Genomic DNA, 21,485 nt, shown 5'->3' with positions numbered 1-21,485 from the left:
AGCACACTAATGACGAAGCCCGAAGACAATACTCAGAAGCTCGCTCAGGCATTGCGCGTCTCGCTCAAGGAGACGGAGCGGTTGCGTGCCCGCAACCGCAAGCTCGACGCGGCTCTTCGCGAACCGATCGCGATTGTGGGTATGGCCTGCCGGTACCCGGGTGGGGTCAGTTCGCCTGAGGAGCTGTGGAATCTGGTCGCGGAGGGAACGGACGCGACCTCGGAGTTCCCCGGCAATCGTGGCTGGGATATCGATCGCCTCTACGACGCGACCGGGGAGACACCGAATTCCACCTACACCCGCCAGGGCGGATTCCTGCATTCCGCAGGTGAATTCGACCCGGCTTTCTTCAACATCAGTCCCAATGAAGCCGCTCTCATGGATCCGCAGCAGTTCCTGCTGCTGGAAACCTCATGGGAGGCGTTCGAGCGGGCCGGTGTCGACCCCGGCTCGCTGAAGGGCAGCCGGACCGGCGTCTGGGTTGGCATGATGTACCACGACTATCCAGCCAATGCGAACTCAGGATCCATTGCCTCCGGCCGGGTCTCGTATGTGTTCGGCCTGGAAGGGCCGTCGGTCACCGTGGACACGGCGTGCTCGTCCTCATTGGTGGCAATGCATTCCGCGGCGGCCTCGCTGCGGTCGGGGGAGTGCGATCTGGCGCTGGCCGGTGGTGTGGCGGTGATGGCGACGCCGGAGACCTTCGTGGAGTTCAGCCGTCAGCGGGGCTTGTCCCCGGATGGTCGGTGTAAGTCCTTCTCCGACAACGCCGATGGTGTCGGCTGGTCCGAGGGCGTCGGTGTTCTGGTGTTGGAACGACTCTCCGACGCCCAGCGCAATGGGCATCAGATTCTCGCGGTGATCGCCGGTTCGGCGGTGAATCAGGATGGCGCGTCGAATGGTCTGACCGCACCCAACGGTCCCTCGCAGCGACGGGTCATCCGCCAGGCCCTGACCAATGCGGGGGTGTCCCCGGCGGAGGTGGATGTCGTCGAAGCCCACGGCACCGGTACGACTCTGGGTGATCCGATCGAAGCCCAGGCGCTGCTGGCGACGTACGGGCAGGAGCGCGACGCGGACCGGCCATTGTGGCTGGGCTCGCTGAAATCCAATATCGGTCACGCCCAGGCCGCTGCCGGTGTGGGTGGTGTGATCAAGATGGTCATGGCGATGCGCCATGGCGTGCTGCCCAAGACCCTGCATGTGGATCAGCCCTCCACGAAGGTGGATTGGTCCGAGGGTCACGTGCGACTGTTGACCGAGTCGGTGGCGTGGCCGGAGGTGGATCGTCCGCGTCGTGCGGGTGTGTCCTCGTTCGGTATCAGCGGCACCAATGCACACGTCATCGTGGAGCAGGCCCCGGTGACCGAGCCTATGGTGGATCAGGTGGCGGCGGTGAAGACCGTCCCGGCCGGTGGCTGGCTCCCGTGGGTGGTTTCGGCACGCTCCGACAAGGCGCTCGCCGGTCAGGCTGTTCGCCTGACATCGGCTGTGGCCGAACATGATCCGATCGATATCGGCTTCTCGCTGGCGTCCACGCGGGCTGTTTTCGAGCATCGCGCAGTTGTGGTGGCCGAGGACCGCGATGGTCTCCTGGCGGGAGTCGGGGCGCTGGGCCGCACCGAAATCACTCCTGGCGTGGTGTCCGGTCGTGTGGTGGCGGGCTCGACGGGTGTGGTGTTCTCGGGTCAGGGTGCGCAGTGGGCCGGTATGGCTACCGAACTGCGTGCCGCGTACCCCGTGTTCGCCGAGGCTTTCGATGCGATTGTCGCGGAGCTGGATCAGCTTCTGGGGCAGTCGGTTTCGTTGAGTGGGGCGTTGGCGAGTGCTGATCTGGTTGATCGGACGGTGTTTGCGCAGGCGGGTTTGTTCGCGTTCGAGGTGGCGTTGTTTCGTCTGCTCGAGTCGTGGGGTGTGCGTGCTGATGTGGTGGCGGGTCATTCGATCGGTGAGGTGGCTGCCGCGCATGTGGCGGGTGTGTTGTCTCTGGCGGATGCGTGTGTGCTGGTGGCCGCGCGTGGCCGGTTGATGCAGGCGCTGCCCGCCGGTGGGGCGATGGTGGCGGTCGGTGCCTCCGAGGCCGATGTGCTGCCGCTGCTGGTGGCCGGTGAAGTGTCGATCGCGGCGGTGAATGGTCCGTCGTCGGTCGTGCTCTCCGGCGTCGAAGACGCGGTCGCCGCCGCTGTCGAGGTGTGTGCCGAGCGTGGTTGGCGTACACACAAGTTGCGGGTGTCGCATGCTTTCCACTCGGCCCTGATGGAACCGATGTTGGCCGAGTTCGCCACGGCGATAGCTGGTTTGGCGTTCGCTCGCCCCACCATCCCGTTGGTGTCCACGGTCACCGGCACCCGGGTCACCGACGAAATGATCGATCCGTCGTATTGGGTCGGTCAGGTCCGCGACACCGTGCGGTTCGCTGATGCGGTTGCCGCGATGGCGAATTCGGGCGTGTCCCGGTTCGCCGAGGTCGGACCCGACGCCGTGCTGGCCCCCATGATCGCCCAGACTCTCGACGATGCCGCCGCGGTCGTGGCCTTGGCGCACCGGGATCGGGCCGATTCGTTCGCCGTGCTGTCCGGCGTGGCCGGGCTGTTCGTATCCGGTGCCGACGTCGATTGGGCCGGCTTCTATACCGGCTCCGGAGCTCAGCGAATCGACCTGCCCACCTATGCATTCCAGCATCGGCGCTTCTGGATCGCCGCGGGCGCTGTCGGTGGCGATGCCCGGGCGATGGGCCTGGCGGCCACCGGACATCCCCTGGTCCCGGTGGTGGTGTCGCAACCGGATTCCGATGCGGTCACCCTCACCGGCCGACTGTCGGCGCAGACGCATCCATGGCTGGCTGATCACCGGGTGATGGACACCGTGCTCTTCCCCGGCACGGGTCTGGTCGAACTCGCCCTGCAGGCGGGGGAGCAGGTCGGCTGCCCGACCCTCGAGGAGTTGGTCCTACGGGTGCCGCTGGTGCTGCCGGAGTCGGCCGGCGTCGCGGTGCGCGTGGTGGTCGGTGCCCAGGACGCCGCAGGCCGACGCGGGCTGCGGGTCTACTCCTGCCCCGATGACGGTGTCGATGCGGTGCCGTTGTGGACATTGAACGCCGAAGGTGTGCTCGCATCGGGATTCGACAGCGCGCCGGCGGATTTGGCGCAGTGGCCGCCCGCCGGCGCCACCGCCGTCGATATCGACGGTGTCTACGACTCCCTCGATGCGCAGGGTTATCACTACGGTCCGATGTTCCAGGCGCTGACCTCGGTGTGGCGGGGCACCGACGGCCTGCTCTACGCCGAGGTCGAGCTGCCGGAGCAGGCCCGTCCGGACGCCAGGCGGTTCGGCGTGCATCCGGCATTGCTCGATGCCGCGCTGCACACTCTGCGCTTCGCCGATGGCATGTCCGCGGAGGGTGCCGGGCTGGCCTTGCCGTTCGAGTGGTCCGGTGTCGCCGTGCACGCGACCGGAGCGGGCGCGCTGCGCGTCCGGCTCACTCGCGTCGGCGAGCACGCGGTCACCCTCGATCTGGCGGACCCGACCGGTACCCCGGTGGCGACGGTGCGGCAGCTGGCTTCCCGGCCCATCGATCCCGTGCAGCTCACGGGCGGCGCATCCGCGGTCGGCAATGCGCTGTTCCAGATCGGCTGGGCGCCGATCTCGGTGGGGGAGGCCGAAGTCGGCGCGGTGTCGTGGGCGGATCTCGGTGACGAGGTTCCGGCCGCGGTCGTGCTCGATTGCCCGGAGGGCAACGACCCCGCGTCCATCCACGCCGCGACCCATGCAGCTCTCGCGGTGGTTCAGTCCTGGATCGCCGATTCTCGGTTCGCCGAGTCGACGTTGGTGGTTCGGACCAGTGGAGCGGTATCGGTGGCCGGGGAGGACATTACGAACCTGGCCGGTGCTGCCGTCGGCGGCCTGGTTCGCTCCGCGCAGGCAGAGAACCCCGGCCGGATCGTCTTGGTGGACACCAACTCCGCGATCGACGGGCTGCTGGGCGGGATTCTCACCGCGCAGGAACCACAGGTTGCCGTGCGTGCCGGTCAGGTACACGGTGCGCGGCTGAGCCGGGCCACCGTGGCGACCGCTTCGGCGACCGACTCCTTCGCTCCGGACGAGACGGTTCTGATCACCGGTGCGAGTGGTCTGCTCGGTGGACTGTTCGCCCGGCACCTGGTCGACACCCATGGTGTGCGTCGCCTGTTGCTGCTGAGCCGACGTGGCGAGGTTGCTCCCGGCGCCGCGGAATTGCGCACGGAGCTACAGCGGCTCGACGCGGAGGTCGAGTTCGTCGCGTGTGATGTCGCCGATCGCGAGGCACTCGCGCAGGCGATCGCGAATGTGCCTGCCGCCCACCCGCTCACCGGCGTGTTCCATATGGCCGGCGTCCTCGACGACGGCGCCATCGCGTCGCTGACCCCGGCCCGGATGGATGCGGTGCTGGGCCCCAAGGTCGATGCCGCCCTGCACCTGCACGAACTCACCGCCGGCCTGCCGCTGAAAGCGTTCGTGCTGTTCAGCTCGGTGGCCGGCGCGTTCGGCAATGCCGGACAGGGCAACTATGCCGCGGCCAATGCGTGCCTGGATGCGCTCGCGGCACTGCGCAGGTCCTCGGGCAGCCACTCACAGTCTCTGGCCTGGGGTCTGTGGGACGGGGGCATGGCCGGGCAGCTCAGCGATGCTGACCTGCACCGCATTTCGCGGTCGGGCCTGCTGCCGCTGTCGGAGGACCAGGGCCTGGCGTTGTTCGACGCCGCCACCGCGAGCGACGTGACCGCTCCGGTTCTCGCCCGCCTGGATCTGGACGGCCTGCGGGGCACCGAATTCGCCGTGCCCGCACTGTTTTCCGGCTTGATCCCGGCTCGCCGCAGAGCGGCCTCAGGTACGGCGACGCCATTGCGTGCTCGTCTGGCCACCACTCCCGACAGCGAGCGTTCCGGTGTGCTCGTGGAGATCGTGCGCGGTCAGGTCGCGGCGATTCTCGGTCATCAGAACACGAACGCGATCGCGGCGGACAAGGCCTTCGGCGAGCTGGGCTTCGACTCGATCACCGCTGTCGAGTTCCGCAACGCCCTCAAAGCCGTCACCGGCCTATCACTGCCCGCGACACTGGTATTCGACTACCCGACACCGCAGGCGCTGGCGAAATATCTGGCCGATGAATTCACCGGAACCGGCCGAGACGTCGAGCTGGTCGCCAGCGCGGCCGTCGACGACGAGCCGATTGCGGTGGTGGCGATGAGCTGCCGCTATCCCGGCGGTGTCGCCTCGCCCGAAGACCTGTGGAATCTGGTCACCTCCGGCATCGATGCCACCGGCGAGATGCCGACGGATCGTGGCTGGGACATCGAGGGCATCTACGACCCCGAACCCGGTCACGCGGGCAAGACGTACACCCGTCAAGGCGGATTCCTGTACTCCGCAGCGGAATTCGACGCGGAGTTCTTCGGGATCAGCCCCAACGAAGCCGCGATGATGGATCCTCAGCAGCGGTTGCTGCTGGAGGTCTCGTGGGAGGCGCTGGAACGCGCCGGTGTGGATCCGGCGGTGCTGCGCGGCAGCTCGACCGGTGTGTTCACCGGCATGATGTACCACGACTACGCGCAAGGAACCGGGAACAACGCAACCGGGAGCTTGGTCTCGGGCCGGGTCTCGTACGTTTTCGGCCTCGAAGGCCCCGCGGTCACCGTGGACACGGCGTGTTCATCCTCGCTGGTGGCGCTGCATCTGGCGTCGCAGTCGCTGCGGTCGGGGGAGTGCGATCTGGCATTGGCCGGTGGTGTGGCGGTGATGGCGACGCCGGAGACCTTCGTGGAGTTCAGCCGTCAGCGGGGCTTGTCTCCGGATGGTCGGTGTAAGTCCTTCTCCGACACCGCCGATGGCGTCGGGTGGTCCGAAGGTGCCGGTGTGCTGGTGCTGGAGCGCCTGTCCGACGCCCGTCGCAACGGCCGTCAGGTGCTCGCGGTGATCGTTGGTTCGGCGGTGAATCAGGACGGCGCGTCGAACGGTCTCACGGCACCCAACGGTCCGTCGCAGCGGCGCGTGATTCGCCAAGCCCTGGCGAATGCCGGGATCTCGCCGGTCGAGGTTGATGTGGTGGAGGCCCACGGCACGGGTACGACGCTGGGCGATCCGATCGAAGCCCAAGCGCTGCTTGCGACCTACGGCCAAGACCGTGCGGCGGATCGGCCATTGTGGCTGGGGTCGTTGAAGTCCAACATCGGTCACGCCCAAGCCGCGGCCGGTGTCGGTGGCGTGATCAAGATGGTGATGGCGATGCAGCACGGGGTTCTACCCCGAACGCTGCACGCTGATCAGCCCAGCACCAAGGTCGACTGGTCCGAGGGCCATGTGCGGTTGCTGACCGAGGCGGTGGCGTGGCCGGAGGTGGATCGTCCGCGTCGTGCGGGTGTGTCGTCCTTCGGTATCAGCGGCACGAACGCTCACCTCATCGTCGAGCAGGCACCGGTAGCTCCGGTGGCGGAGTCGGTGCCGGTGGTCGAGACCGTTCCGGCGGCGCTGCCGTGGGTGGTTTCGGCGCGCGGTAGTGACGCTCTCGCCGGCCAGGCTCTTCGATTGGCATCGTCTGTGGGCGAACACGATCCGATCGATATCGGTTTCTCGCTGGCGTCCACGCGTACCGTGCTCGAGCATCGTGCTGTCGTCGTGGCCGAGGGGCGTGAAGGTCTCCTCTCGGGACTACGGTCGTTGGCTACCGGTGTGCAGGCACCCGGTGTGGTGACCGGTCGCCCGATGTCGGGTTCGACCGGTGTGGTGTTCTCGGGTCAGGGTGCGCAGTGGGCCGGTATGGCTACCGAGCTGCGTGCGGCGTATCCGGCATTCGCTGAGACATTCGATGCGATCGTCGCCGAGCTGGATCCGTTGCTGGGGCAGCAGGTTTCGCTGAGCGAGGCGTTGGCCGACGGTGATCTGGTCAACCAGACCGTGTTCGCGCAGGCGGGTTTGTTCGCGTTCGAGGTGGCGTTGTTCCGTCTGCTCGAATCCTGGGGCGTGCGCGCCGATGTCGTGGCCGGACACTCGATCGGTGAGGTGGCGGCCGCGCATGTCGCCGGGGTGTTGATTCGCACGGATGCGTGTGTGCTGGTCGCGGCGCGTGGCCGGTTGATGCAGGGTTTGCCCACTGGTGGGGCGATGGTCGCGGTCGGCGCGTCGGAGGCCGATGTGCTGCCGCTGCTGGTGGCCGGCCGGGTGTCGATCGCGGCGGTCAACGGCCCGTCGTCGGTGGTGTTGTCCGGCGTCGAGGACGACGTCGTGGCCGTTGCCGATCGTTGCGCCGAACAGGGGTGGCGCACTCACCGACTGCGTGTCTCGCACGCTTTCCATTCGGTTCTGATGGAGCCGATGCTGTCCGAATTCGCCACGGCAATCGAGGGTTTGGCGTACGCTCGCCCGAGCATCCCGCTCGTGTCGACCGTGACCGGCGCTCGAATCGTCGACGAGATGTGCGAACCGTCGTACTGGGTGGGTCAGGTCCGGGAGTCGGTGCGCTTCGCGGATGCCGTTGTGGCGATGTCTGATTCGGGCGTGTCCAGGTTCGCCGAGGTCGGTCCCGACGCGGTGCTGACCCCCATGATCGCCCAGACCCTCGATGACGGTGCCGCCGCGCCGGTCGCATTGGCGCGTCGCGATCGGGCCGATACGCCGACACTGCTGGCCGGAGTGGCCGGGTTGTTCGTGACCGGCGCCCAGGTCGATTGGGCCGCTCTGTACACCGGTTCCGGTGCCCGGCGAATCGACCTGCCCACCTACGCTTTCCAGCGGAGGCGCTATTGGATGGCTCCGACGTCCACCGGTAGTGGCGACGCCCGGTCGATGGGTTTCGTGGCCAGCGGGCATCCGCTGGTTTCGGCCGTGGTCTCGCAGCCGGATTCCGAGGTGGTCGCGCTCAGCGGCCGTTTGTCGGCCCAGACCCAGCCATGGCTGGCCGATCACAAGGTCATGGACACGGTCCTGCTGCCCGGTACCGGACTGGTCGAACTCGCCCTGCGGGCCGGAGAACACGTCGGCTGCCCGACCCTGGACGAGCTGGTCCTGCAAGCGCCGCTGGTGCTTCCGGAGTCGGCCGGGGTCGCGGTGCGCGTGGTGGTCGCTGCCCCGGACGGCGCGGGTCGTCGCGGCGTGCGGATCTTCTCGTGCCCCGACAGTGGCGTCGATTCCGCGTCGGCGTGGACATTGAACGCCGAAGGTGTGCTCGCGCCGGACGAGGTGGCGGCGGATTTCGATCTTGCCGCGTGGCCTCCGGCCGGTGCGCGGCCGATGGAGATCGACGGCGTCTACGACGAGCTGTTCGATCTCGGATACGGCTACGGCCCCCTGTTCCAGGGTTTGCAGGCCGCATGGCAGCGCGATGCAGAACTGTTCGCCGAGGTGGCGCTACCGGATCCGCAGGGAGCCGGCGGTTTCGGCATCCATCCCGCATTGTTCGACGCCGCTCTGCATGCCGGAATCGTGCACGGCCGTCGCAACGGTGGCGGTGATTCGCCGGTGCTGCCCTTCACCTGGAACCGGGTGGCGCTGCACGCGATCGGCGCTGCCTCAGTGCGAGTACGTATCGCGGTGCAGGACAATAGGTTCGCCGTCCAGCTGGCCGACGGGCAAGGGCAACCGGTGTTGTCGGTGGATGCGCTGGTCTCCCGGCCGGTGTCGGCCGAGCGGCTCGGCGGCCGCCACGCGTCGGAAGCCCTGTTCGGTGTGGAGTGGGTCGCCGCCGGGTTGTCGGAGGGGGTGACGGTCGAGCCGGATCGGGTGGCGCTCCTCGGTTCTGATCAGGGCGGCGCTGACGGGGTGCCCGGCCATCGTGATCTCGCGGCGTTGATCGCCGATCTGGATGCGAACCCCGACGCGGTTGTCCCTGAGATCGTCGTGCTGGACTGCCCCCGCGGTGACGGCCCCGAGCCGGAGGCCGCACGGGAGGTTGTCACCGGTGTCCTGGATACCGTTCAGCGATGGCTGGCCGAATCTCGTTTCGCCGGTTCCCGTTTGGTGGTGCTCACCAGGCAGGCAGTGACCGTCGCCGATGCGGAGCAGGTGCGGCTGGATCAGGCCCCGGTGTGGGGGCTGGTACGGGCAGCGCAGGCGGAACACCCGGGTCGTTTCCAGCTTATCGATCTGGATGACGACGGTGAGCTGCTCGCCGCCGCGACCGCGGTCGCCGCTGTCGCGTCGGAACCCGAGGTCGCACTGCGGGGCACGAGCGTGCTCGTGCCGCGTTTGAGTCGCCACGCTTCGGGCACGATTGTTCGATCGGCAGCGTCGGGCACGGTGCTGATCACCGGCGGCACCGGTGGTCTCGGTGCGGTGATCGCCCGGCACCTGGTGACCGAACACGGTGTGCGCCAACTGCTTCTGACCGGTCGTCGTGGTCCGGATGCGCCGGGAGCCACCGAGCTTCGGGACGAACTCGTCGAGCTCGGCGCCGAGGTCACCATCGCCGCGTGCGACGTCTCCGATCGAAACGCGCTGGCCGCCCTGCTCGACACCATCTCCGACCAGCACCCTCTCGCCGGAGTGATCCACGCGGCCGGAACCGCCGACAACGGCCTGATCGAATCGATCACGCCCGACCGCATCGAGCGGGTGTTCCGGCCCAAGGTCGACGCCGCGTGGCATCTGCACGAACTCACCCGCGACCGGTCGCTGGAGTTGTTCGTGCTGGTGTCGTCGGCGGGTGGCCTGGTGCTGGCCGCCGGCCAAGCGAACTACGCCGCCGCGAATGTCTTCCTGGATGCGCTCGCGGCCCACCGTCGCGGCCTGGGATTGCCCGCGACATCCATCGATTACGGGTTGTGGGCGCGGTCCACCGCGCTCGGCGCCGAGCTGTCCGAGAGCGACTTCGACCGGATGCGGCGGCAGGGCTACCCGCCGCTGACCGAGGCCGAGGGCCTGGCGCTGTTCGACTCGGCGATCGCCACCGACCTGGCCCAACTGGTCGCGCTGCGAGTCGATCCGGCCATCCTGCGAACCCAGGGCGAGCGGATCCCGGCGCTTCTGCGCGCGGTCGTGCCGACGCCCGTGCGTCGCCACACTCGCACCGCGGCAGGTCAGGCATTCCTGCGGAAGCTGGCCGGTCTCTCCGACAGCGATCGCGACAGCGCACTGCTCGAACTCGTCCGGTCCACTGCCGCCGACATTCTCGGGCACGCGTCCATGGCAGCTGTGGAACCCCAGCAGGCTTTCCAGCAGCTCGGGTTCGACTCGCTCAGCGCTGTCGAATTCCGCAACAAACTCAATACCGCGACCGGTCTGCAACTACCGGCCACCCTCGTCTTCGACTACCCCAATCCGCAGGTCGTCGCGGAGTTCATCGGTTCGCAACTCACCGGCGCCGGAGTCGTCGAAGAGCTCGCGACCAGTCGAGTCCGAGCCGACGACGAGCCGATTGCCGTGGTGGCGATGGGATGTCGCTATCCGGGTGGCGTCATGTCGCCGGAGGATCTGTGGAGCCTCGTCGTCTCGGGTGCCGACACCACCGGTGAGTTGCCGGTGGATCGTGGCTGGGACATCGACGGCATCTACGATCCCGAACCCGGCAAAGCAGGCAGGACCTACACGCGACGCGGCGGATTCCTGTACTCCGCAGCGGAATTCGACGCGGAGTTCTTCGGGATCAGCCCCAACGAAGCCGCGATGATGGATCCTCAGCAGCGGTTGCTGCTGGAGGTCTCGTGGGAGGCGCTGGAACGCGCCGGTGTGGATCCGGCGGTGCTGCGCGGCAGTTCGACCGGTGTGTTCACCGGCGTGATGTACCACGACTACGCCCAGGGAACCGGGACCGGAGCCAGCACCGGCGGCAGCCTGGTCTCGGGCCGGATCGCTTACACACTGGGATTGGAGGGCCCGGCCGTCTCGGTGGACACGGCGTGTTCGTCGTCGCTGGTGGCGCTGCATCTGGCGTCGCAGTCGCTGCGGTCGGGGGAGTGCGATCTGGCATTGGCCGGTGGTGTCGCCGTGATGGCCACCCCGGACATGTTCCTCGAGTTCAGCCGCCAGCGCGGGCTCGCACCGGATGGACGATGCAAGTCCTTCGCCGACGCCGCCGACGGCGTCGCCTGGTCCGAAGGCGCCGGAATGCTGGTGCTGGAACGACTCTCCGACGCCCAGCGCAATGGCCACCAGATTCTCGCCGTGATCGCCGGTTCGGCGGTGAACCAGGATGGCGCGTCGAATGGTCTGACCGCACCCAACGGTCCCTCGCAGCGGCGGGTCATCCGCCAAGCGCTGGCCAATGCCCGGGTGACTTCGGCCGACGTGGATGTGGTCGAAGCTCATGGCACGGGAACGACTTTGGGCGATCCGATCGAAGCCCAGGCACTACTCGCGACCTACGGGCAGGACCGCGAGGCGGATCGTCCGCTGTGGTTGGGTTCGTTGAAGTCCAATATCGGTCACGCTCAGGCCGCTGCCGGTGTGGGTGGTGTCATCAAGATGGTCATGGCGATGCGCCATGGCCTGCTGCCGCGAACGCTGCACGTGGATCAGCCCAGTACCAAAGTCGATTGGAGCGAAGGCCATATCCGGTTGCTGACCGAGCCGGTGACGTGGCCGGACGTTGATCGACCGCGTCGTGCCGGTGTGTCCTCCTTCGGTATCAGCGGCACCAATGCCCACCTCATCGTCGAACAGGCTCCGGCAGCGGCCCCGGCTCCGGCGGCCAGGACCGCCCCGGCCGGTGCAGTGCTGCCGTGGGTGCTCTCGGCACGTACCGGCGAAGCTCTTGCCGAGCAGGCTGCCCGCCTGACATCCCATACGGACGAGCACGATCACGACCCGATCGACATCGGCTTCTCGCTCGTGACTTCGAGGGTGCTGTTCGACCATCGCGCCGTGGTGCTGTCCCCCGAGCAGGACGGCCTGCGGGCCGGCACTCGAGCGCTGGGCCGCGGTGAAACGACTCCTGGTGTGGTGTCCGGTCGTGTGGTGGCGGGCTTGACCGGTGTGGTGTTCTCGGGTCAGGGTGCGCAGTGGGCCGGTATGGCTACCGAACTGCGTGCGGCGCACCCGGTGTTCGCCGAGGTGTTCGACGCGATCGTCGCCGAGCTGGATCCGCTGCTGGGGCAGCAGGTTTCGCTGAGTGAAGCCTTGGCCGGTGCCGACGTGATCGACCAGACGGTGTTTGCGCAGGCGGGTTTGTTCGCGTTCGAGGTGGCGTTGTTTCGTCTGCTCGAGTCGTGGGGTGTGCGTGCGGATGTGGTGGCGGGTCATTCGATCGGTGAGGTGGCTGCGGCGCATGTGGCGGGTGTGTTGTCTCTGGCGGATGCGTGTGTGCTGGTGGCCGCGCGTGGCCGGTTGATGCAGGCATTGCCCACTGGTGGGGCGATGGTCGCTGTCGGTGCCTCCGAGACCGATGTTCGGGCGCTGCTGGCGGCCGGTGACGTGCCCGCTGATGAGGTGTCGATCGCGGCGGTGAATGGTCCGTCGTCGGTGGTGCTCTCCGGGGTCGAGAATGGTATTCTTGCTGTCGCTGAGCGGTGTGCCGAGCAGGGTTGGCGGACGCACCGGCTGCGGGTGTCGCATGCCTTCCATTCGGCGCTGATGGAGCCGATGCTGGCCGAGTTCGGTTCGGCGATCGAGGGTTTGGCGTTCGCTAGCCCGAGTATTCCGTTGGTGTCGACGGTGACCGGTGCCCGGATCGGTGACGAGATGTCGGATCCGTCGTATTGGGTCGGTCAGGTCCGGGACACCGTGTGTTTCGTCGATGCGGTCATCGCGATGGCGGGTATGGGTGTGTCCCGGTTCGCCGAGGTCGGACCCGACGCGGTGCTGACCCCGATGGTCGCCCAGACCCTCGATGACGGTGCTGTCGCGGTGGTGGCGTTGGCGCGTCGTGGGGAGGCGGATGCGTCGTCCGTGCTGGCTGGAGTGGCCGGGCTGTTCGTGACCGGCGCTCACGTAGACTGGGCCGGCCTCTACGCCGGTACCGGAGCCGGGCGAATCGACTTGCCCACCTACGCTTTCCAGCGCCGCCGCTACTGGATGCTCGACGGCTCCGCCGTCGGCGGTGACGCCCGGGCCATGGGCCTCGCCGCCACCGGACACCCCCTGGCCGCGGTGGTGGTGTCGCAACCGGATTCCGACGCGGTGACCCTCACCGGCCGGCTGTCGGTGCAGGCACACCCCTGGCTCGCCGACCACACGGTCATGGACACCGTACTGTTCCCCGGTACCGGTCTGGTCGAACTCGCCCTGCACGCCGGCGAACAGGTCGGCTGCTCGACCCTCGAGGAACTGGTCCTCCAGGTCCCGCTGGCACTCCCGGAATCCGCGGGACTCGCGGTGCGCGTCGTGGCCGGCGCTCCGGACGAGACCGGCCGTCGCGCGGTGCGGATCTTCTCCCGCTCCGAGGACGGTGTCGATGCGGCACCGGCATGGACCTTGCACGCCGAAGGTGTGCTCGCACCCGAAATCGGCAGTGCACCTGTCGATCTGGTGCAATGGCCGCCGGCCGATGCGGTCGCGGTGGACATCGATGGTGCGTACGACTCGCTCGATGCGCAGGGCTATCACTACGGTCCGGTGTTCCAGGCGCTGAAGTCGGTGTGGCGCGCGGCGGATGGGCTGCTCTACGCCGAGGTCGAACTGCCCGAGGCGGCCCGCGCCGAGGCGGAGCGGTTCGGTCTGCATCCGGCGTTGCTCGATGCGGCGTTGCACGCGTTGCGGTTTGACGAGGACGCATCGGCGGAGGGCGCCGGGCTCGCGCTGCCGTTCGAATGGTCCGGCGTCACCGTGCACGCGGCCGGCGCCGATGCCCTGCGTGTCCGGCTCACCCGTGCCGGTGAGCACGGCGTCGCCATCGACCTGGCGGACTCGACCGGTGCTTCGGTGGCGACCGTGCGGCACTTGGCCTCCCGGCCGATCGATCCCGCGCAGCTGACCACGGGCACATCCGTCGTCGGCAATGGGCTGTTGCAGATCGACTGGACGCCGATCACGATGCGTCCTACCGAGGTCACCGCGGCAGTGTGGCCGGATCTCGGTGAGCAGGTCCCGCCGGTGGTCGTGCTGGAGTGCCCCACGGGCAACGATCCGGCTGCCATTCATGCTGCGACGCATGATGTTCTGGAGATCCTGCAGGCCTGGATCGCAGACCGGCGATTCATCGAATCGGTGCTGGTGGTTCGAACCAGCGGCGCGGTTTCGGTTGCCGGGGAGGACATTACGAACCTGGCCGGTGCCGCCGTGGGTGGCCTGGTCCGCTCCGCGCAGGCGGAGAACCCCGGCCGGATCGTGTTGATCGACAGCGACTCCGCTCTCGACGGGCTGCTCGGCGGCATCGTGGCCGCGGCCGAACCGCAGGTCGCCGTGCGTGCCGGGCAGGTGCACATCGCGCGGTTGGGCCGAGCGGCCGCCACCGCGCCGACCGTCGCTCCCGCCTTCGATCCGGGCGACACCGTTCTGATCACCGGCGCGGGCGGGTTGCTCGCCGGGATGTTCGCCCGGCATCTGGTCGCCACCCGCGGTGTTCGTCGCTTGCTGCTGTTGAGCAGGCGCGGCGAATCCGCGCCTGGCGCTGCAGAACTCGGGACAGAGCTGCGGCAGCTGGGTGCCGAGGTCGAGTTCGCCGCATGCGATGTCGCCGATCGTGGCGCCCTCGCCGAGGTGCTGGCAGGCGTGCCCGCCGATCGTCCGCTCACCGGCGTGTTCCACATGGCCGGCGTCCTCGATGACGGTGCGATCGCCTCGCTGACCGCGGCACGCATGGATACGGTGCTGGGGCCCAAGGTCGATGCCGCGCTGCATCTGCACGAACTCACCGCCGGACTGCCATTGCAGGCGTTCGTGCTGTTCAGCTCGGTCGCCGGTGCCTTCGGCAACCCCGGCCAGGGCAACTACGCCGCGGCCAACGCATGCCTGGACGCGCTGGCGGCACACCGCAGGGCTGCGGGTGGCCGCGGTAGTTCTCTGGCCTGGGGTCTCTGGGACGGTGGCATGGCCGGACAACTCAGTGACGTTGACCGTCAACGCCTTTCGCGTTCAGGCATGCTGCCGCTGTCGGAGGTGCAGGGCCTCGCACTGTTCGATGCCGCTCTCGAGATCGACGTGGCGGCTCCGGTTCTCGCCCGTCTCGATTTCGAGAGCATCCGCAGCGCGGGCACTGCCGCGCCGGCGCTCTTCGCGGGCCTCATCCCGGCTCGCCGCAAGGCGGCCTCGGGCGCCTTCACGGCGCTGCGGGCTCGGCTGGCGAACACTCCCGAGAGCGAACGTTTCGATGTGCTCGTGGAGATCGTGCGTGCGCAGGTCGCCACGATTCTGGGGCATCAGAACGTGAACGCGGTCGCGGCGGACAGAGCCTTCGGCGAGTTGGGCTTCGATTCGATCACCGCCATCGAGTTCCGCAACGCTCTCAAGGCCGTGACGGGGTTGCAGCTGCCCGCGACCCTGGTGTTCGACTACCCGACACCTCAGGCCCTGGCGAAATACCTGGCCGACGAGTTCGCCGGCACCAGCCGCGACGTCGAGGTGACCGCCAGCAGGGCCGTCGACACGGACCCGATCGCCGTCGTCGGAATGGCCTGCCGCTACCCCGGAGGCGTCACGTCCCCCGAGGAACTGTGGGAACTGGTCCGGGCCGGCGGGGATGCGGTGTCGACCCTCCCGACCGATCGAGGCTGGGACATCACCGGCATCTACGATCCGGAACCGGGCCGCGCGGGCAAGTCCTACACCCGGGAAGGTGGATTCCTGCACACCGCTGCGGAATTCGACGCGAACTTCTTCGGCATCGGCCCCAACGAAGCCACGATGATGGATCCGCAACAGCGCCAACTCCTGGAAACGACCTGGGAGGCGCTGGAACGCGCCGGTGTGGATCCGGCGGTGCTGCGCGGCAGCTCGACCGGCGTGTTCACCGGCGTCATGTACCACGACTACGCCCAGGGCAGCGGGAACAGCGCGACCGGCAGTCTCGTCTCCGGTCGCATCTCCTACACCCTGGGATTGGAGGGCCCGGCCGTCTCGGTCGACACGGCCTGCTCGTCGTCCCTGGTGGCCATGCATCTGGCCGCGCAGTCGCTGCGGTCGGGTGAATGTGACCTGGCGCTGGCCGGTGGTGTGGCGGTGATGGCCACCCCGGAGACCTTCGTGGAGTTCAGCCGTCAGCGGGGCTTGTCTCCGGATGGTCGGTGTAAGTCCTTCTCCGACACCGCCGATGGCGTCGGGTGGTCCGAGGGCGCCGGTGTGCTGGTGCTGGAGCGCCTGTCCGACGCCCGTCGCAACGGCCATCAGGTGCTCGCGGTGATCGCTGGTTCGGCGGTGAATCAGGACGGCGCGTCGAACGGTCTCACGGCACCCAACGGTCCGTCGCAGCGGCGCGTGATTCGCCAAGCCCTGGCGAATGCCGGGATCTCGCCGGTCGAGGTTGATGTGGTGGAGGCCCACGGCACGGGTACGACGCTGGGCGATCCCATTGAAGCCCAAGCGCTGCTTGCGACCTACGGCCAAGACCGTGCGGCGGATCGGCCGCTGTGGCTGGGGTCGTTGAAGTCCAACATCGGTCACGCCCAGGCCGCGGCGGGTGTGGGCGGCGTGATCAAGATGGTGATGGCCATGCGCCACGGCGTGCTGCCCAAGACCCTGCACGTCGATGCACCCACCACCAAAGTCGATTGGAGCGAAGGTCATATCCGGTTGCTGACCGAGGCGGTGGCGTGGCCGGAGGTGGATCGTCCGCGTCGTGCGGGTGTGTCGTCCTTCGGTATCAGCGGCACCAACGCTCACCTCATCGTCGAGCAGGCTCCGGCGGTGGATCAGGCGCCGGTGGCGACGGACCGCGCTGACGGACCACTGCCCTGGGTGATTTCGGCACGAAGCGGCGAGGCGCTCGGCGGTCAGGCTGCTCGCCTCGCTTCCCATGTGGGTGATCGCGACCTGAATCCGGCGGATGTCGGCTTCTCACTGGCGTCCACGCGCGCTGTTTTCGAACATCGCGCGGTTGTGGTAGCCGAGAGCCGTGATGATCTGCTCGCGGGCGTGCGGTCGTTGGCTGCCGGTGAGCAGGCCCCCGGTGTGGTGATCGGCCGGGTGACGTCGGGTTCGACGGGTCTGATGTTCTCGGGTCAGGGTGCGCAGTGGGCCGGTATGGCCACTGAGCTGCGCGGCGCGTATCCGGCGTTCGCCGAGGTGTTCGACGCGATTGTCGCCGAGCTGGATCCGCTGCTGGGGCAGCAGGTTTCGTTGAATGCGGCGTTGGCCGGTGCTGACCTCGTGGACCAGACCGTGTTCGCGCAGGCGGGTTTGTTCGCGTTCGAGGTGGCGCTGTTCCGGTTGCTCGAATCCTGGGGAGTCCGTGCCGATGTGGTGGCCGGTCACTCGATCGGGGAAGTGGCTGCCGCGCATGTGGCGGGTGTGCTGTCTCTGGCGGATGCGTGTGTGCTGGTGGCTGCCCGTGGGCGGTTGATGCAGGCGCTACCCACTGGCGGAGCGATGGTGGCGGTCGGTGCGTCCGAGGCCGGCGTGCTGCCATTGCTGGCCGGTGAGGTGTCGATCGCTGCGGTGAATGGCCCTGCGTCGGTGGTGCTTTCCGGCGCTGAGGACGATGTCGTCGCCGTCGCTGAGCGGTGTGCGCACAAGGGTTGGCGCACGCATCGGTTGCGTGTTTCGCATGCCTTCCATTCGGCGTCTATGGAACCGATGCTGGCCGAATTCGCCACAGCGATACAGGGTTTGGCGTTCGCCCGCCCTCGGATCCCGCTGGTGTCGACGGTGACCGGTGCACGGGTGACCGACGAGATGTCGGATCCGTCGTATTGGGTGCGTCAGGTCCGGGAGACCGTCCGATTCGCCGACGCGGTCGCCACGGCCGCCGAGCTCGGCGTGTCCAGGTTCGCCGAGGTCGGTCCCGATGCGGTGCTGACCCCGATGATCGCCCAAACCCTCGATACCGCAACCACAATCGCTCTCGCCAGGCGGGACAACGCGACCCCCGCGACCCTGCTGACGGGCCTCGCCCGGCTGCACGTCACCGGTGCGACGGTGGATTGGACCAGCTACTACGCCGGAGTCGGTGGCACGAAGACCGACCTCCCGACCTACAGCTTCCAGCACCGCCGCTTCTGGGCCACGGGCCCACTGCACACCGGCGAGGCGCACGCGCTCGGCCTGCGGTCCACCGAGCACCCCATGCTCGGCGCGATGGTGGCACAGCCGGAGAGCGGTGGCGTCAGGTTCACCGGCCGCCTGTCCACGGCCACCCATCCCTGGTTGGCCGATCATGACGTGCTCGGCACGGTGCTGCTCCCCGGCACCGGATTCGTCGAGCTCGCTGTACACGCCGGAGACCAGGTCGACTGCCCGGAACTCGAGGAACTCACACTGCTGGCTCCGCTGGTGTTGCACGGGCATGGCGGAGTGCAGATCCAGGTGATCGTCGGCGACAGCGACGAGACCGGTCGCCGAGGGCTCGACATCTACTCGCGCAAGGACGAGGACGATCCGTCGCTCTCGTGGACCCACCGTGCGCACGGCACGGTGAGCCCGGGCCAAGCGGCCGGCGACGACGGCTGGGCCGATTTCGTGCAGTGGCCACCGGCCGGTGCCACGGCCGTGCCGTTGGACGGGGCCTACGACGAACTCGCGGAGAACGGGTACCACTACGGGCCCGCCTTCCAAGGGCTCTCGGCCCTGTGGCGGCGCGGGGCGGATCTCTTCGCCGAAGTCGCTCTCCCCGAGCAGACCTCGGCCCAGGGCTACGGTGTGCATCCCGCGCTGCTCGACTCGGCCATGCACGCACTGTCCTTCGGCCTTCCCGAGGGTGTGGACGAGCAGGCAGAGCGGCCGACCCTGGTGCCGTTCGCGTGGTCTTCGGTGCGTGTGCACGCGGACGGCGCCCGGCGGGTGCGAGTCCGGTTGACCTGGCTGAATCAGGGAGAAGTCACCCTGGCGATGGCCGATTCCGGTGGTGCGCCACTGCTTTCGGTGCGGTCGCTCGCCTTGCGCCCGCTGTCGGTCGAACTGCTCTCCGGGGCGGCCCGGTCCTCGCAGGACGCGCTGTACGAGCTCACCTGGCGGCCCGGTCCGGAACTGCGTTCGGCGGCGGGAGTCTCGTGGGCCGAATGGGGCGCGCCGGAGCCGGCGTCGGTCCTGCTCTTCCGGCCCCCGGTCGACGGCGACGACGTGCCGGCCCGGTTGCGGACGGGGCTGCACCGCACGCTCGGCGTCATCCAACAGTTCCTGAGTGAAGAGCGGTACGCCGCGACCACTTTGGCTGTGATCACCGACTCCGAGGCCGACCCGGCCGCGGCCGCGGTGTGGGGTCTGGTGCGCGCGGCGCAGGCGGAGCACCCCGGGCGGATCGTGCTCATCGAGGCGCGTGTGGCGACAGCGGCGGATCGCCTTGTCGCCGCGGCGATCTCGGGTGAGCCGGAACTGGCTGTCGACGCCGACGGGGTGCGGGTGCCACGCCTGGTTCGCGCCGCGTCGCCCGACCCGGAGCGACAGGCACCATGGGATCCCGAACGGACGGTGCTGATTACCGGTGGTACCGGCGGCATCGGTCGCCACCTCGCCGAACATCTGGTGACCGAACACGGTGTGCGGCACCTGCTGCTGGCCGGTCGTCGCGGACCGGACGCCGCCGCGGATCTGATCGACGAACTCGGCGCTCTCGGCGCCCGGGTCCGCGTGGCCGCCTGCGATGTCACCGACCGGAATGCGTTGCGAGACCTGCTCGCTTCGATACCCGCGGAGCATCCGCTGGGTGCGGTCGTCCACGTGGCGGGCGTCGCCCACAACGGTCTGGTCGACACCTTGGCGCCGGAGCAGATCGACTACTGCCTCGGCGCCAAGGCCGACGCCGCGTGGTATTTGCACGAACTCACCCGCGACGCCGGACTGTCCGCGTTCGTGATGATCTCCTCGGTGGCAGGCTCGATCCTGCCTGCCGGGCAGGGCGGTTACGCGGCGGCCAACGTGTTCCTCGATGCCCTCGCCACCTTCAGGAACGCCGAGGGCCTACCGGCCACCTCGCTCGCCTACGGCCTGTGGGACATCGAAACCGGACTGTCGCAATGGCTCAACCAGGCCGACCGGCTGCGCATGCGCCGCCAGGGCATGCCGCCGCTGACCGCGGACAAGGCGCTCGAATTGTTCGACGCGGCAGTATCCACGACGCGTCCGGTGCACGTGCCGGTCGAGATCGACCTGGCCGCGCTGCGCGCCCGGGACGCGGTGCCCGCACTGCTCGGCGACCTGGCCAAGCGGGCCGGGCGCCGGCACGGCAGCGGAACGCAGGACACGGGAGCGCTGCGCAGGCAGCTGGCACAGCTCCCGGAGTCCGAGCAGGAACAGTGGCTCCGGACCCACATCCTCGAGAACGCCGCCAGACTGCTCGGGCACGAGAGCGCCGACGCGCTTGACCCCGAGCGTGACTTCCTCGAGGCCGGGTTCGACTCACTGGCCGCCATGGAGTTGCGGACAACGCTGAATGCCTCCACCGGCCTGACCCTGCCGACCGCCGCGATCTTCGATCACAAAACGCCTGCGGCACTGGCCCGATACCTGCGGAAGGAGCTCACCACAGCCACCCGAGACGACAGCGGACGGGTGAGCGAGGACGACTCGCTGTACGGAATGTTCCGCGGCGCAGTGGAATCCGGGCGAGTCGGCACCGGCTTCGCCCTGTTGAATCTGGCGGCGGAGCTGCGCGAGCAGTTCGCGTCGGCATCCGAACTGGATCGGCTCCCTGCTCCGGCGCGAGTCGCCGCGGGTTCGGCGCTGCCACGGATCATCTGCCTCACACCGCCACTGGCCACCGGCGGCGCGCATCAGTACGCCAGGATCGCCTCGCACCTGCGCACCGCCCGTGATGTCGTGGCGCTGTCGCCGATCGGCTGCCGGACGGGAGAATCCCTGCCGGCGACGCCGACGGCGGCCTTGGAGGCCCTGGCGCGCAGCGTTCTCGAAGCGGCGCAAGGAGATCCGTTCGTGCTACTCGGGTACTCCTCGGGCGGTCTGCTGGCCTACCTCCTCACCGAGCACCTGGAGGCGGTGGGCGGACCCGCGCCCGCGAGCGTGGTCATGCTCGATACCTATCGGGTGGACGACGGCGAGGGCGAATGGCTGCTGCGGGCGATGGCCGAGCACATGGTGTCCAACGAGGCGACCTTCGGCCGCTTCGACCAGGCCCGTTTGTCCGGTATGGGCTGGTATGTCCGGCTGCTCCAGGAGATGGCGCCCGGTCCCGTTGTCACGCCGACCTTGTTCGTCCAGTGCGACCGGTCGTTCCTGGGAAGTTCGGCGGAGCGCGCGGACTGGCAGGCCCAGCCTTGGGACGCAACGCATTCCGTCGTGCCGGTCCAGGCTGATCACTTCACGATCCTGGAGGATGGCTCGGCGGATGCCGCGGACGTGATCGAGGGCTGGCTCGCGGGTTAGGGGCGACGACCGGGTGAGCTGAAGCTCACCCGGTCGTTCTCGCCGAGCGCCTTGTTCGAGTAAGCCGACGCGGTATTCAGAGCGGCGGCGATTGTTGTGGGTCTCGGAAAGCT

The 21,485-nt window shown here is 68.4% G+C and carries 1 protein-coding gene; it reads left to right on the top strand.

Annotated features, from left to right (window positions below):
• Positions 1-9: 9 nt before the first annotated feature.
• Positions 10-21,372, top strand: a complete 21,363-nt coding sequence (locus tag AB0L60_RS33970) for an SDR family NAD(P)-dependent oxidoreductase (protein ID WP_364622686.1) — start codon at positions 10-12, stop codon at positions 21,370-21,372.
• Positions 21,373-21,485 lie beyond the last annotated feature (113 nt).

Origin of the sequence: Nocardia sp. NPDC051981 (genome assembly GCF_040680715.1) — a bacterium.
In the GTDB taxonomy this organism is placed as follows: Bacteria; Actinomycetota; Actinomycetes; order Mycobacteriales; family Mycobacteriaceae; genus Nocardia.
The sequence above is the reverse complement of the archived record's forward strand: the minus strand, read 5'-3'. Positions and strand labels throughout refer to the sequence as shown.